The organism is Phenylobacterium sp., assembly GCF_036502675.1.
GTDB lineage: Bacteria > Pseudomonadota > Alphaproteobacteria > Caulobacterales > Caulobacteraceae > Phenylobacterium.
Genome location: NZ_DASXYF010000015.1, coordinates 26,114 through 40,302, shown reverse-complemented (window position 1 = coordinate 40,302; position 14,189 = coordinate 26,114). Strand labels below are relative to the sequence as shown.

Below are 14,189 nucleotides of genomic sequence, written 5' to 3'. Positions count from 1 at the left end.
CGTGGCCGCGCGGGATCCCAGGGCCTGCGTCGTCCTGCTGCCCGGCGACCTGCCGGGCCTGGAGCCCGGCGACCTTGACGCCGTCGTCGCCCGCCACGCGCCCGGCCGTATCGTCATGGTCCACGCCGCCCAGGACGGCGGCACCGGAGCGCTGGCCTTTGAGGCCGGCGTCGATCTGACCCTGGCCTATGGCCCGCAGAGCTTCGAGCGCCACTTGGCGCTGGCCCGCCCCGCCGGGCTGGAGCCGCTGATCGCCGAGGCCGCAAGCCTCGCCCATGACCTCGACAGCCCCGCCGACCTGCGCGCCTGGCAGGCCCGCCGCCCGGACGGGGCCGCCGCCCGATTGATGTCGCGCCTCGCAATCCCCACTGGAACCGCCGCATGACCCCTGACCTTGCCGACCAGCGCCTGACGGGCTGGCTGCTGTCCGCGCCGACGGGCGTGCTTGCGGCCGCCGCGCGCGCCGAGCGCGACGCCAATCCGGGCCGCCTGCTGACCTATTCCCGCAAGGTGTTCATCCCGCTCACCCAGCTCTGCCGGGACGTCTGCCACTACTGCACCTTCGCCAAGGCCCCGCGGCGGCTGAAGGCGGCCTACCTGTCGCCCGACGAGGTGCTGGAGATCGCCCGCGCCGGCGCGGCGACCGGCTGCAAGGAGGCGCTGTTCACCCTGGGCGACAAGCCGGAGCTGCGCTACGCCGCCGCCCGCGAAGGCCTGCAGGCGCTGGGCTTCGCCAGCACTGTCGACTACCTCGAGCACGTCGCCGGCCGGGTGCTGGAAGAGACCGGCCTGCTGCCGCATATCAACGCCGGCGTGCTGACGCCGGAGGACTACGCCCGCCTGCGCCCGGTGGCGGCCTCCATGGGGCTGATGCTGGAGAGCGCCTCGGAGCGGCTCTGCGGCCCGGGCGGCCCGCACCACGGATCGCCGGACAAGGCCCCCGCCGTGCGCCTGGCCTCCATCGCGGCGGCGGGCGAGGCCCGGATCCCGTTCACCACCGGCGTGCTGATCGGCATCGGCGAAACGCGCGAGGAGCGGCTGGAGAGCCTGTTCGCCATCCGCGACCTGCACCGGCGCTACGGCCACATCCAGGAAGTCATCGTCCAGAACTTCCGCGCCAAGCCCGACACCCGCATGGCCCAGGCCCCCGAGCCGCCGGAGGACGAGCTGATCTGGACCCTGGCCGCCGCCCGCCTGATCATGGGCGAGAGCGTGGGTGTCCAGGCGCCGCCCAACCTCAACCCGGGCCGCACGGCGGCGATGATCGCCGCCGGGCTCGACGACTGGGGCGGCATCTCGCCGGTCACCATCGACCATGTGAACCCCGAGGCCCCCTGGCCGGAGATCGAGGCCCTGGCCGCGGAATGCGCCGCCGCCGGCCGCACCCTGACCGAGCGGCTGACGATCTATCCGGCCTTCGCCAACGACCCCGGGCGCTGGCTGGACCCCAAGCTGCGCCGCGCGGTGCTGCGCCTTTCCGACAGCCACGGCCTGGGCCGCGAAGGCGGCTGGAGCCCCGGCCAGGCCGGCGCCGCGCCGGGCACGCCGGAAAGCCCGCTGGGCGTGGTTGCGCCGGCGATCCTGGCCAGCCACGGACTGGAGCGCGCGCTGGGCAAGGCGCTCTCCGGCCAGGAGCTGGGCGTCGAGGGGATCGAGGCGCTGTTCTCGGCCCGCGGCGCGGCGGCGCAGGCCGTGGTGCTGGCCGCCGACGAGCTGCGCCGCTCGGTGAACGGCGACACGGTGACCTACGTCGTCAACCGCAACATCAACTACACCAACATCTGCACCTTCAGCTGCAGCTTCTGCGCCTTCTCCAAGACCTCCACCAAGGCGGGGACCCGCGACAAGCCCTATGACCTGCCGCTGGAAGAGGTCGCCCAGCGCACCCGCGAGGCCTGGGCCAAGGGCGCCACCGAGGTCTGCCTGCAGGGCGGCATCCACCCCCGCTACACCGGCCAGACCTATCTCGACATCCTGGCCGCGGTGAAGGCCGCCCAGCCGGCCATGCACGTCCACGCCTTCTCGCCCCTGGAGGTTTCGCAAGGCGCCGCCACCCTCGGCATCCCGCTGAAGGACTTCCTGCAGCGGCTGAAGGACCAGGGCCTGGGCTCGCTGCCCGGCACCGCCGCCGAGATCCTCGACGACGAGATCCGCGACCTGATCTGCCCGGACAAGGTCGACACCGCCGAGTGGCTGAACGTGGTGCGCACCGCCCACGAGGTGGGCCTGCCCACCACCGCCACCATCATGTTCGGCCACCTGGAGGCGCCCCGGCACTGGGCGCGCCACATCCAGGCCATCCGCCGCCTGCAGCTCGACACCGGCGGCTTCACCGAGTTCGTGCCCCTGCCCTTCGTGCACATGCAGTCGCCGGTCTACGTCAAGGGCCAGGCGCGCAAAGGCCCGACCTGGCGCGAGGCGGTGCTGATGCACGCGGTCTCGCGGCTGGCGCTGCACGGCGCCGTCGGCTCCATCCAGGCCTCCTGGGTGAAGCTCGGCGTCGAGGGCGCCGCCGCCTGCCTCGCCGCCGGGGTCAACGACCTGGGCGGGGTGCTGATGAACGAGTCGATCAGCCGCGCCGCCGGCGCCGCCCATGGCCAGGAGATGAGCGTCGCCGGACTGCAACACGCCGCCGCCGCCGCCGGCCGGACCCTGAAGCAGCGCACCACCCTCTACAAGGAACTGGAACTGGCGGACTGACGCAGGCCTGCATCCGTGCGACGATCACGGACTTGGCCCCGCAGGCGGGATTCCGCACAGCATCGAGGACAGCCGGGCGTCCGCCCCGCCAAGCGGAATAGGCGCATCGGCAGGATGCGGCAGCTCAAAGTGGGAGACCGGTCATGTCCGAACTGGCGTTGGACGCCGCGCGCAGCGCCTTGTTGGTGATGGACCTGCAGACCCGGGTCCTGGACAACTACGCCGACGGGCAGGAGGCGCTGCTCGCCGCGGCCGCCGGGACGATCGCGGCCGCTCGCGGGAGCGGCCTGCGGGTGATCTACGTCGTGGCGGGCTTCCGCCCCGGCTTCCCGGAAATCAGTCCGCGCAACAAGGGGTTCAGCGCCACCAGGGCCTCGGGCTTCATCAATTCCGACGTCCATCCCCAGGTCGCGCCCGCGCCGGACGACATCATCGTCACCAAACATCGCGTCGGGGCGTTCACGGGCACCGACCTCGACATGATCCTCCGCTCCAACGACATCGACACCCTGGTGCTGTCCGGCGTCTCCACCAGCGGCGTCGTGCTTTCGACGCTGCGCCATGCGGCGGACAGCGACTATCGCATGCTTGTCCTGCGCGACTGCTGTTCGGACAGGGACCGTGAGGTCCATGCCTGTCTTCTGGACAAGGTTTTCCCCCGCCAGGCTCTCGTCACCACCTCCTCCGAGATGATTCAAGCCCTGACGGGCTGACATCACCGCCGCATACTCGCGTCGACAACACTATTCCAAGCAACCGGAAAAGAAAAAATGGAGCAGCGAAATATCGGAAAATCCGGTCTGCGGGTTTCCCTGATCGGTCTGGGCGGCAACAACTTCGGGGGCGTGCTGGATCTCGAAGCCTCGCGCGCCATCGTCGATACGGCGCTGGACCTGGGCGTCAATTTCATCGACACGTCGAACACCTATGGCGCGCCGAAAGGCGCCTCGGAGGAAGTTCTCGGCCAACTGCTGGCGTCCCGCCGGCATGACGTGGTCATCGCGACAAAGTGCGGCAAGGCGTTGGACGAGTCGGGCCGCCTCAAGGGCGGGTCGCGGCGAACCATCATGACGGCGGTGGAAGAAAGCCTTCGCCGGCTTCGCACCGACTATATCGATCTATACTATATGCACGACCCGGATCCCGCCACGCCGATCGATGAAAGCCTGCGCGCCCTGGACGACCTGGTGAAGCAGGGAAAGGTCCGATACATCGGATGCTCCAACTTCGCCGGCTGGCAGGTCATGGACGCCAGTTGGACGGCTAAGGTCGCAGGCCTGAACGGGTTCATCGTCTGTCAAAGCGAGTATAATCTGCTCGCGCGGGCGGTGGAGCAGGAACTGGTTCCCGCCCTGGCGTCACATGGCCTCGGCCTGATTCCGTACTTTCCGTTGGCCAGCGGCCTGCTGACAGGGAAATACCGAAGGGACTCCATGCCCGATGGCGCGCGGCTGACGGAACAGGCCTGGTTCGCCAACTACCAGCTTTCCGACGAAAACTGGCGGAAGGTGGAGGCGCTCTCCGTGTTCTGCACCGGCGCCGGGCGCAGCATGACGGAGCTGGCGCTGAGCTGGCTGGCTCATCGCCCCACGGTCGCGAGCATCATAGCCGGCGCCACGACCACCGGGCAGCTGCGCCAGAACATTGCGGCGACGCAATGGGCGATGTCCGACGCGGATATTCTTGAGATCGACCGCGTTGCGGCATAGGGCGGCGCGATAGACCCGCCCTATTCCTGAAATCGAATAAATCGATTGGGTCGATTGAGGTCCGGCGGTCCATAGTCCCCGGCGTCGCGAAGGGCGCCGTCGGCGCGACGGCCCCGGCTCGCGCCAACTTCAACGGAGAACATCATGAGCCTGGCTGCCAGCAAGACCCTGCAAAACCTGAAGGACGCCTTCGCCGGCGAGAGCCAGGCGAACCGCCGCTACCTGTACTTCGCGCAGAAGGCCGACGTGGAGGGCTACAACGACGTGGCCGCCGTGTTCCGCTCCACCGCCGAAGGCGAGACCGGCCACGCCCACGGCCACCTGGAATTCCTGGAGGAAGTCGGCGACCCGGCCACCGGCCTGCCGATCGGCGGCACCTCCAACAACCTGAAGGCCTCCATCGCCGGCGAGACCCACGAGTACACCGACATGTACCCGGGCATGGCGCGGACCGCGCGCGAAGAGGGCTTCGAGGAGATCTCGGACTGGTTCGAGACCCTGGCCAAGGCCGAGAAGTCCCACGCCGGCCGCTTCCAGCGCGCCCTCGACACCCTCGACTGATCCTTGAAGGCCCGGCCGGCGGGGGTCCCCGCCGGCCGGCTGTTCCGGTCTTCGGCAAAGGCGCGCCGGGCGCATCGCATCTGGGCGCGCCGTCTTGAAACGCGAGAGGTTGGTCCGTGGCCGACAATCCCCAGGAGGCGGCCCGCGAGGGCGGCCTCGACGCTCCGCTCCGCCACCCCATCGCCTGGCGCGACGAGGCCTATTATGACCTTGCGGCGGTCGAGGCCGAGATGGAGCGGATGTTCGACGTCTGCCACACCTGCCGCCGCTGCTTCAACCTGTGCGACAGCTTCCCCAGGCTGTTCGAGATGATCGATGAGTCGCCTACCGGCGAGCTCGACAGCGTCAACAAGGCGCAATACGCCAAGGTCGATGAGGCCTGCACGCTCTGCGACATGTGCTTCATGACCAAGTGCCCCTACGTGCCGCCGCACCCGCTGGACGTGGACATCCCGCACATCATCCTGCGCTACCGGGCCGCCAAGCGGAAAGCCAATGGCGGCCAGTTCATCCGCGAGCAGCTGGGCGAGACGGACCGCAACGGCAAGCTGGCCAAGCCCGTGGCCGGCCTCGCCAACTGGGCGACGGCGCGCGAGAACACCCCCCTTCGCAAGCTGCTGGAGGCGATCGCCAAGATCGACGCCGAGGTCGAGCTGCCCAAGTACCATTCCAAGACCGCTACCGACCGCCTGGCCCGGCCCATTCCGCCCGATCCCGCCGGCCCCGCCTTCGGCCGGCGCAAGGCCGCGCTCTATGCGACCTGCTTCGTGGACTACAACACCCCCGACACCGCGGTCGCCGCCGCCAAGGTGCTGGCCAGGCAGGGGGTCGAGGCCGAGCTGGTGTATCCCGAATGCTGCGGCATGCCCCAGCTCGAGGCCGGCGACCTCGCCGACGTCGCCCACCGGGCCGAACGGGTGGCCAAGACCTTCGCCCCCTGGATCGACCAGGGCTACGACGTGGTGGCGCTCACCGCCAGCTGCGGCCTGATGATGAAGTTCGAGTGGCCGCTGCTGCTGCCGGAGAACGAGGCGGTGAAGCGCCTCTCCGCCGCCGTGCGCGACATCAGCGAATATGTGGTCGACATCGCCCGCGACACCGGCCTCGCGCCGGGCCTGCAGCCGGTGGCCGGCGGCGTCGCCGTGCACCACGCCTGCCATGCCCGGGCCCAGAACATGGGCGCCAAGTCCGCCGAGATGCTGCGGATGATCCCCGACACCAAGGTCGACCTGATCGAGCGCTGCTCGGGCCACGGCGGCACCTTCGGGGTGATGAAGGACACCCACCCCATCGCCCTGAAGGTCGGCAAGGCCGCCGCCCGCCAGGTGGCGCAGAAAGAGGACGCGACCCTCTGCTCGGACTGCCCGCTGGCCTGCAAGCACCTCGGGCAGATGCTCAGCGCCGAGACCGGCGGCGAAGGGCCGCGCCAGGCCCACCCGATCCAGATCATGGCCCAGGCCTACGGGCTCTAGGGAGAAGCCGTCATGCCCACCAGCCAACGCCAGATCATCCGCGAGGACCTGCTGCCGGACGCGGAGTTCTCCAAGGTCCGCCGCGAGCGGCGCCAGGCCCTGCTGCCCATGAAGCGCCTGCGCCGCATCCACCTCGGCCCCGTCTGCACCGTCTATTTCGAGACCTTCGACACCATGCTCTTCCAGATCCAGGAGATGCTGCTGGTCGAGCGCGGCGGCGAGGCGCAGATCGACGACGAGCTCACCGCCTACAACCCGCTGATCCCGCAGGGGTCGGAGCTGGTGGCCACGGTGATGTTCGAGATCGACGATCCGGTCCGCCGCGCCGCGACGCTCGCCCGCCTGGGGGGCGTCGAGGACCGCTTCTTCCTGGGGGTGGGCGGCGACCGCGCCCGCGGCCAACCGGAGGGCGACCAGGAACGCACGCGCGAAGACGGCAAGACCTCCTCGGTCCACTTCCTGCGCTTCGCGCTGACCCCGCAGCAGATCGCCCAGTTCCGCGACCCGACCGTGCAGGTGGTCCTGGGCTGCGACCACGAATCCTATGCGCACATGGCGGTCCTGGGTCCCGTCACCCGCGCCGAACTCAGCCGCGACTTCGCCTAGAGCTGGGGCGCCGCCGCGGCCAGGCCCTCGAGCTCCCGCCGCTGGCGCAGGCTGACCGGCGCGTCCAGGTCGAACGGGCTGGAGAGGCCCAGCTCCCGGCCCAGCTCGCGCACCGCCGGCAACACCTCCTGGCCCAGGAGCTCGATGCAGCGCATCGAATTCCTGTGGTCGACCTTGCCGTCGTTGCCCCACAGCACCAGGCTGCCGGGCCGCGTGCGCTCCAGGAACCGGCGGATGCGCGGGATCACCGTCTTCGGCGTGCCGCAGAGGATCGAGCCGCTTTCGATGACCTCCTCCAGTGGCCGGCTGGCCCGCGCGTGCATGGCGTTGCGCTTCTGGCGCGCCTCCCAGCTCGAGTAGCCGGTGGGCGCGGTCCACACCGGGTGGCCCACGCCGGTGAACTCGCCCTGCATCCACTGGAACTCCCGGGCGCCCGCCAGCGCCTGCTCCTCGGTGTCGGCCACGTGGCAGCGCATGACGTAGCCCAGGTGCTCCGTGCCCGCCTCGTAGCCCTGGCGGGCGGCCTCCTCGGCGTAGAGCCCCTTGATCGCCAGGGTGTCGTCGACCGAGGTGCCGAGGCAGACGTACGGGTAGCCCTGCTGGGCGGCGAAGATCACCGTCTCAAGGCTGGCCACGCCGGGCACGAAGATCCGCGGGTGCGGCTTCTGCAGCGGCAGCGCCCAGGGGTTCACCACCCGGATCTGGTATTCCTCGCCGTCCCAGCGGAACGGCCCCGGCGTCGTCCAGGTCTTGATCAGCAGGTCGTGCGCTTCGACGAAGCGAGCGCGGTTGCGCACCGGGTTGACGTCGTTGGCCAGCTGCTCGGCGCCGCCGCCCCGCACGATCCCGGAGATCAGCCGGCCCTGCGAGATCATGTCCAGCATGCCGATCTCTTCGGCCAGTTGCACGGGATTGTCCCACAGCGGCAGCGGATTGCCGAGCTGCATGATCTTGATGGTCTTGGTGGCCACCGCCAGGGCCGTGGAGGCGATGTTGCACCGGGGCTGCATGCAGAAGGCGCCGTTGTGGTGCTCGTTGGTCATCAGGGCGTCGAAGCCGACCTCCTCGGCCAGCTGTCCCTCCCGGATCCGCTCGGCGTAGAGGCGCGCCCCCACCACGGGGTCGAAGAACTTGTTGGAGAACAGCAGGACGGTGTCGCCCGGACGGCGGAACGGATGGTCGTCCGGCTGGACGCGCAACGCCTCCTCGCCCGAGAAGCCGGCATAGGGTTGTTCGGTGAAATAGCCGATCAGCATCTAACGGGCTCCCTGCAGGGCGTCAGCCGCGCCGTGCGACCGGCGGGCGATGAACTGGTCGACGAGCGCGGCGAAGGTCTCCGGGTCCTCCTGGTCCACGCGGTGCGCCGCCTGGTCCAGCCGTTCCAGCCGGGCGCCGGGGATGAGGCGCGCGTACTGCTCGGCCACGGCGGGCGGCACGATCGTGTCGCGGCCGCACTGAACCACCAGGGTCGGCGTCGCGATCAACGGCAGCAGGTGCGCCGCCGTCACGTTGAACAGGTAGGGCTTCCAGGCGACGCGGCAGGTGGTCTCGCGGTTATGGTCCCACTGCCGCAGCACGCCGGGGTCCACCGTCTCGCCGAAGTCGGCGGCGAACGCCTCCGGCCGGCCGTAGCCCAGCCGCACGTAGTGCTCGCCCGAGATCAGGAACTGGTCGGCGTACTCCCCCGCCTCCGGCCTGACGCCCATCGGTGATTGCAGGACGAGGGCCGAGAGGCGGCCGCCGCGCGCCAGCGCCACCTCCGCGGCGATCCAGCCGCCGAAGCCCAGGCCGACCACGGCGCAGCCGTCCAGCTCCAGCTCGTCGATCAGCCGTCCGGCGAAGGCCGCCAGGTCGTGGACCGACCGCGCCCACGGGACCGGGGCGGAAAGGTCGTAGCCCGGCAAGGAGGGCGCCACCACCCGCCGGCGCCTGGCCAGCGCCTGGTGGAAGGCCGTCCAGCCGTGGCGGCCGGTGTCGCGGTGCAGCACGAGGACCGGAGAGCCCCGGCCGCCCTGGGCGACGTTCATCTCGACGCCGCCGAGCTTGACCGTGGTCTCCGCAAGCTGCTCGCTTGGGCTCATCATCGCCCTCCCTATCCATATGGGCGTTGCTTCGCCCTTGACGTCCACGAGCTTGACGAGCGCCCGGACTCCACAACGCTTAAGTCATCGGGATCGGGAATGGAAACCATGAACGGCGCCGGCGTCGATCCGCACCCTATGCCGGACGAGTCCGAGGTCCCGCCGCGCTGTACACTCGCAAAAGCCGGAAGTAGATTTGGGCCGCCGTCGCCGACCCTCGGAGAATGACCATGATTCCGCTTGCTACCGCCGAGCCCGCCGGGATGCTGGTCCACGGCGACGACGTTCCCTGGACCCCGGCCGCCCAGGGCGACATCAAGCGGCTCCACGCCAGCCCCGAGACCGGGTGGAGGTCGATGCTGCTGCGCGGCTATCCCGGCCAGGTCAACGCGCCGCACACCCATGAGGGCGCGGCCTGGTTCTACGTGCTGGAGGGCGGCGCCTCGTTCCGCGGTGGCGAGGCCCGGGCCGGCGACTGGGTGTGGGAGCCGGTGGGAGCCGTGCACGAAGCCACCTGGCACGCCGAAGACACCCTCTACATCGGCGGCATGTTGGGGCCGATCGGCCTGCATGACGACAAGGGCCGGCCGCCCGGATATGGCGACCCCGTCGGCGCCGCGCTGGTCCGCACCTCGGAGCTGCCCTGGATCGACGATGGCCGTGGGGCGCAGATCCGGGTGCTGCGGATCGGCCCGGAAACCGGCTACATGCACCTGATGGTGCGCGTGAACGCCGGATCGCTATTGCCGGCGCGCACCTATCTGGGACCGGCCGAGATGTATGTGCTGGAGGGCGAGATGCCCTGGCGCGAAGGCTGCGCCGGACCGGGCGACCTGGTCTGGGAGCCGGCCGGCGCCCACCAGGAGGCCGTCCGCTTTACGGCCGACACGATCTTCCTGGCCAACCTCTATGGGCCGGTGCTCTATGCCGAAGCCGCGGACGGGGCCGGGGAATTGGTCGATGCGCGCGCCCTGCAGCGGCTGGTGTCATCCGCCGACGCCTAGGCTAGCGCCGCCGGCCGAAGTCCCACCGCCGAATCTCTGCTGCGATCCAGTTCGGCGAGGCGTTCTTCACGACAAACGATGGCGCAACCGCGCGGGCGGAGAAGCTTGTAGCGCCGGGCGCGGAGAGCCGCCCCGCCGGCGGCGCGCCCCATGGCCTGGGCGGGCGTCCACATCGAAGTCCGAACAGGCCGCGCCGCGAAACTCATAGGGCCTCCGTGCGTTGCCACTATCGAGTCTAGCCGAAGTCATCCGCAGGAGCGTTTCCCGCTTCTGATTCCCCGGCCGAAGGCCGCCGGAGCCCCGGATGAAGTCGCGGCAAATGCGCCCAGCAGGGTGATTTCGGCGCTCGTGACCAAGAATGTTGCGGTGCACAATTTGAACGCGACAGCCTGCTCAAGATTGCGCCAAAGCGACGCGGGGGCCTTCCGGCAGCTTGCTGATAATTGCCGCGAATCAAATTCCATGCACATGCTTAAAGTAACAAAAACGCGTCGTTGCCTCGTGTTGACAGATGGTCAAAGCCACAAGAAAACACGGATACTTGTTAAATGTAGGCGACGACGCGAGCCCTGAGACTGTGTGTTCTCTTAACGGTTGAGACGTGTTTGCGGAAAACTCCGCTAATATATGCTCGGATCACCAAATACAAGGTCGCACGCGCCCAGATGCTTTCACTGAAGATTGCCAAACGAAACGAATAGCCGGCGGTCCGTGGCCTCAACGGGCGCGGGCCGTCATCCACTTCTCTACGCCAAGCCGGCAGATCGAAGGAATGGAATGACCCAACAGCCCGACGTCTTTGATCTCTGCACCAGCTACTTCGAGAGCCGCAAGCAGACCGAGCTCTCGCTCCGCGACTACCTGAACCTCTGTCGCGACACGCCCACCACCTTCGCCAACGCCGCCGAACGGATGATCGCCGCCATCGGCGAGCCGGAGGTGATCGACACCTCGGCCGATGCGCGGCTCGGGCGGATCTTCATGAACCGCACCATCAAGCGCTACCCGACCTTCTCCGACTTCTTCGGGATGGAGGAGACGATCGAGCGCATCGTCGGCTTCTTCAAGCACGCGGCCCAGGGCCTCGAGGAGCGCAAGCAGATCCTCTACCTGCTGGGCCCGGTGGGTGGCGGCAAGTCCTCGCTGGCCGAGCGGCTGAAGGCGCTGATGGAGACCCTGCCGATCTATGTGCTCAAGGCCGGCGACCAGGTCAGCCCGGTGTTCGAGAGCCCGCTCGGCCTCTTCGACCCGGAACGGATCGGCCCGCTGCTGGGCGACCGCTACGGCATCAACCCCCGCTACCTGACCGGCCTGATGTCGCCCTGGGCGGTGAAGCGCCTCAACGAGTTCGAGGGCGACATCTCCAAGTTCACCGTCGTGCGGTTGATGCCGTCGAAGCTGAACCAGATCTGCGTCGCCAAGACCGAGCCCGGCGATGACAACAACCAGGACATCTCCTCCCTCGTCGGCAAGGTCGATATCCGCAAGCTCGAGTTCTACAGCCAGAGCGACCCGGACGCCTATTCCTTCACCGGCGGCCTGAACCTCACGTCCCAGGGGCTCCTGGAGTTCGTGGAGATGTTCAAGGCGCCGATCAAGATGCTGCACCCGCTGCTGACCGCCACCCAGGAGGGCAACTACGTCGGCACCGAGAGCATCGGCGCCATCCCCTTCCAGGGCGTGGTGCTGGCCCACTCCAACGAGGCGGAATGGCAGAGCTTCCGCAACAACAAGAACAACGAGGCGATGATCGACCGCATCTGCGTGGTCAACGTCCCCTACTGCCTGCGGACCAACGAAGAGGCCGCCATCTACAACAAGCTGCTGCAGTCCTCGGACCTGGCCGAGTCTCCCTGCGCGCCCAGCACCCTCGACATGCTCTCGCAGTTCTGCGTGCTCTCGCGCCTGAAGGAGCACGAGAACTCCAACCTGTTCTCCAAGATGCGGGTCTACAACGGCGAGAACCTGAAGGACGTGGACCCCAAGGCCAAGTCCATGCAGGAGTACCGCGACATGGCCGGTGTCGACGAGGGCATGAACGGCGTCTCGACCCGCTCGGCGTTTAAGATCCTCGCCGAGACCTTCAACTTCGACAACCACGAGGTGGCCGCCGACCCGGTGCACCTGATGTACGTGATCGAACGCTCTGTCCGCCGGGCGCAGTATCCGGAGGCCGTCGAGAAGCAGTACATCGAATTCATAAAGGGCGACCTGGCCCCGCGCTACGCCGAGTTCATCGGCAACGAGATCCAGAAGGCCTACCTCGAGAGCTACGGCGACTACGGCCAGAACCTGTTCGACCGCTACGTGGCCTATGCCGACGCCTGGGTCGAGGACCAGGACTTCAAGGACGCCGACACCGGCGAGCTGTTCGACCGCAAGATGCTCGACCAGGAGCTTTCCAAGATCGAGAAGCCGGCCGGCATCGCCAACCCCAAGGACTTCCGCAACGAGGTGGTGAAGTTCGCGCTGCGCTCCCGGGCGCAGCACGGCGGCAAGAACCCCTCCTGGACCTCCTACGAGAAGATCCGCGAGGTGATCGAGAAGCGGATGTTCAGCCAGGTCGAGGACCTGCTGCCGGTGATCAGCTTCGCCACCAAGGGCGATAAGGACACCGAGAAGAAGCACAACGACTTCGTCGAGCGCATGGTCAGCCGCGGCTACACGCCCCGCCAGACCCGCCGGCTGGTGGAATGGTACATGCGCGTCGACAAGGCCGGATGAGGGCCCAGAGTCCATGGTGATGAACGTCATCGACCGGAGGCTGAACCCCAACGGCAAGAGCCTGCCGAACCGGCAGCGGTTCATCCGCCTCGCCAAGGAGACCATCAAGGAATCGGTGGTCCGCTCGATCCGCGAGCGGGGCCTGGGCGAAGTGGGCCAGAAGCAGGTGGTCACCATCCCGATGAAGCGGATCGCCGAGCCCAGGCTGCGCCATGCGGCCCAGGGCGGCGACCGCGACCAGGTGTTCCCCGGCAACAAGGAGTTCGTGGCCGGGGACCTGCTGCCCAAGCCCAAGGCCGGCGCGGGCGACAAGGGCTCCAGGGGCGCCCCCGAGGGCGAGGGCGAGGACGACTTCCGCTTCACCCTCACCGCCGAGGAGTACCTCGACATCCTGTTCGACGAGCTGGAGCTGCCGGACCTCGCCAAGACCCAGCTGAAGGACGCCTCCACCTGGCGCAACTTCCGCGCCGGCCACTCGACCAGCGGCTCGCCCTCGAACCTCAACCTGGCGCGCACCATGCGCAAGAGCCTGGCCAGGCGCATCTCGCTGGGGCGGCCCAACACCGTGGAGAGGGCGGCTGCGGAGGCCGAGATCGCCGCCTTGCGGGCCAAGTCGCCGCGCACGCCCGAGGACGACGAGGCCCTCGAAGCCCTGGTCGCCAGGTTCAAGGAGCTGGACGCCCGCGCCCGCCGCATCGCCTACATCGACCCGGTCGACCTGCGCTTCAACCGCTTCGAGCGGATCCCCCAGCCCAGCGCCAAGGCGGTGATGTTCTGCCTGATGGACGTCTCCGGCTCGATGACCGAGGACATGAAGGAGCTGGCCAAGCGCTTCTTCCTGCTGCTGCACATCTTCCTGAACCGCAAGTACGAGCATGTGGACCTGGTGTTCATCCGCCACACCTCCGAGGCCAGCGAGGTCGACGAGGAGACCTTCTTCAACAGCCGCGAGACCGGCGGCACCGTGGTCTCCACCGCGCTGGCCGAGATGAGGCGCATCGTCGAGCAGCGCTATCCGTCCGACGCCTGGAACATCTACGCCGCCCAGGCCTCCGATGGTGACAACTACTCGAGCGACAGCCAGGCCTGCCTGCGGCTCCTGCAGGAGGACGTCCTGCCGGTCTGCCAGTACTTCGCCTACGTCGAGGTCTACGACCCCCGGCAGGCGGAGATCTTCCTCTCCAGCCTGAACGTCAGCGACCTGTGGAAGGACTACGAGAGCGTCGCCGCCGGCCGGGCCAATTTCGCGATGAAGCGGGTGTTCTCCAAGGCCGACGTGTTCCCCGTGTTCCGCCAGTTGTTCGCCAGCGTCCGCAAGGCCGCCTGAAGCGC

Annotated in this window: 12 protein-coding genes; 10 read left to right on the top strand and 2 right to left on the bottom strand. The window is 68.5% G+C overall.

Going from position 1 to position 14,189, the window contains the following annotated elements:
* The 7 genes from VGL30_RS02105 to VGL30_RS02075 all read left to right on the top strand — a co-directional run.
* The coding region (locus VGL30_RS02105; protein WP_331536283.1) for a hypothetical protein at positions 1-385 on the top strand (385 nt) is incomplete at its 5' end.
* Positions 382-2,700: a 5-amino-6-(D-ribitylamino)uracil--L-tyrosine 4-hydroxyphenyl transferase CofH gene (cofH, locus tag VGL30_RS02100; protein ID WP_331536281.1), complete on the top strand. Its 2,319-nt coding sequence runs from the start codon at positions 382-384 to the stop codon at positions 2,698-2,700. The genes VGL30_RS02105 and cofH, both read left to right, overlap by 4 nt.
* Before the next feature lie 143 nt (positions 2,701-2,843).
* On the top strand, positions 2,844-3,413 hold the full coding sequence (locus VGL30_RS02095; RefSeq protein ID WP_331536279.1) for an isochorismatase family cysteine hydrolase: 570 nt from the start codon (positions 2,844-2,846) through the stop codon (positions 3,411-3,413).
* Positions 3,414-3,470: 57 nt separating this feature from the next.
* Entirely contained in the window at positions 3,471-4,409 is a 939-nt protein-coding gene (locus VGL30_RS02090) for an aldo/keto reductase (RefSeq protein WP_331536277.1), read from the top strand.
* A gap of 144 nt (positions 4,410-4,553) precedes the next feature.
* On the top strand, positions 4,554-4,970 hold the full coding sequence (locus VGL30_RS02085) for a rubrerythrin family protein (RefSeq protein WP_331536275.1): 417 nt from the start codon (positions 4,554-4,556) through the stop codon (positions 4,968-4,970).
* Between the two features lie 116 nt (positions 4,971-5,086).
* The gene (locus VGL30_RS02080; RefSeq protein WP_331536273.1) at positions 5,087-6,442 is read left to right on the top strand and encodes a heterodisulfide reductase-related iron-sulfur binding cluster; all 1,356 of its coding nucleotides are present in this window, start codon (positions 5,087-5,089) and stop codon (positions 6,440-6,442) included.
* A gap of 12 nt (positions 6,443-6,454) precedes the next feature.
* On the top strand, positions 6,455-7,048 hold the full coding sequence (locus tag VGL30_RS02075) for a DUF3501 family protein (protein ID WP_331536271.1): 594 nt from the start codon (positions 6,455-6,457) through the stop codon (positions 7,046-7,048).
* Here the strand turns inward: VGL30_RS02075 and VGL30_RS02070 are convergent.
* Both VGL30_RS02070 and VGL30_RS02065 read right to left on the bottom strand, forming a co-directional pair.
* Positions 7,045-8,304, bottom strand: a complete 1,260-nt coding sequence (locus VGL30_RS02070) for an LLM class flavin-dependent oxidoreductase (RefSeq protein WP_331536269.1) — start codon at positions 8,302-8,304, stop codon at positions 7,045-7,047. The two genes, VGL30_RS02075 and VGL30_RS02070, sit on opposite strands and share 4 nt — an antisense overlap.
* Positions 8,305-9,129: an alpha/beta hydrolase gene (locus tag VGL30_RS02065; protein ID WP_331536267.1), complete on the bottom strand. Its 825-nt coding sequence runs from the start codon at positions 9,127-9,129 to the stop codon at positions 8,305-8,307.
* A gap of 230 nt (positions 9,130-9,359) precedes the next feature.
* Between VGL30_RS02065 and VGL30_RS02060 the strand changes: the two genes are divergently transcribed.
* The 3 genes from VGL30_RS02060 to VGL30_RS02050 all read left to right on the top strand — a co-directional run bounded on the left by VGL30_RS02060 (position 9,360) and on the right by VGL30_RS02050 (position 14,184).
* Complete coding sequence (locus tag VGL30_RS02060; protein ID WP_331536265.1) at positions 9,360-10,133, top strand: cupin domain-containing protein; 774 nt, start codon at positions 9,360-9,362, stop codon at positions 10,131-10,133.
* A 777-nt stretch (positions 10,134-10,910) separates the two neighbouring features.
* The gene (locus VGL30_RS02055; protein WP_331536263.1) at positions 10,911-12,857 is read left to right on the top strand and encodes a PrkA family serine protein kinase; all 1,947 of its coding nucleotides are present in this window, start codon (positions 10,911-10,913) and stop codon (positions 12,855-12,857) included.
* Between the two features lie 13 nt (positions 12,858-12,870).
* Positions 12,871-14,184, top strand: a complete 1,314-nt coding sequence (locus VGL30_RS02050; RefSeq protein WP_331536261.1) for a YeaH/YhbH family protein — start codon at positions 12,871-12,873, stop codon at positions 14,182-14,184.
* The last annotated feature ends 5 nt before the right edge of the window (positions 14,185-14,189 follow it).

Excerpts from the sequence above, each read along its gene's own strand:
- cofH (WP_331536281.1), top strand. The coding sequence starts at position 382 with ATGACCCCTGACCTTGCCGACCAGCGCCTGACGGGCTGGCTGCTGTCC.
- VGL30_RS02095 (WP_331536279.1), top strand. The coding sequence starts at position 2,844 with ATGTCCGAACTGGCGTTGGACGCCGCGCGCAGCGCCTTGTTGGTGATG.
- VGL30_RS02090 (WP_331536277.1), top strand. The coding sequence starts at position 3,471 with ATGGAGCAGCGAAATATCGGAAAATCCGGTCTGCGGGTTTCCCTGATC.
- VGL30_RS02085 (WP_331536275.1), top strand. The coding sequence starts at position 4,554 with ATGAGCCTGGCTGCCAGCAAGACCCTGCAAAACCTGAAGGACGCCTTC.
- VGL30_RS02075 (WP_331536271.1), top strand. The coding sequence starts at position 6,455 with ATGCCCACCAGCCAACGCCAGATCATCCGCGAGGACCTGCTGCCGGAC.
- VGL30_RS02070 (WP_331536269.1), bottom strand. The coding sequence starts at position 8,304 with ATGCTGATCGGCTATTTCACCGAACAACCCTATGCCGGCTTCTCGGGC.
- VGL30_RS02065 (WP_331536267.1), bottom strand. The coding sequence starts at position 9,129 with ATGAGCCCAAGCGAGCAGCTTGCGGAGACCACGGTCAAGCTCGGCGGC.
- VGL30_RS02060 (WP_331536265.1), top strand. The coding sequence starts at position 9,360 with ATGATTCCGCTTGCTACCGCCGAGCCCGCCGGGATGCTGGTCCACGGC.
- VGL30_RS02055 (WP_331536263.1), top strand. The coding sequence starts at position 10,911 with ATGACCCAACAGCCCGACGTCTTTGATCTCTGCACCAGCTACTTCGAG.
- VGL30_RS02050 (WP_331536261.1), top strand. The coding sequence starts at position 12,871 with ATGGTGATGAACGTCATCGACCGGAGGCTGAACCCCAACGGCAAGAGC.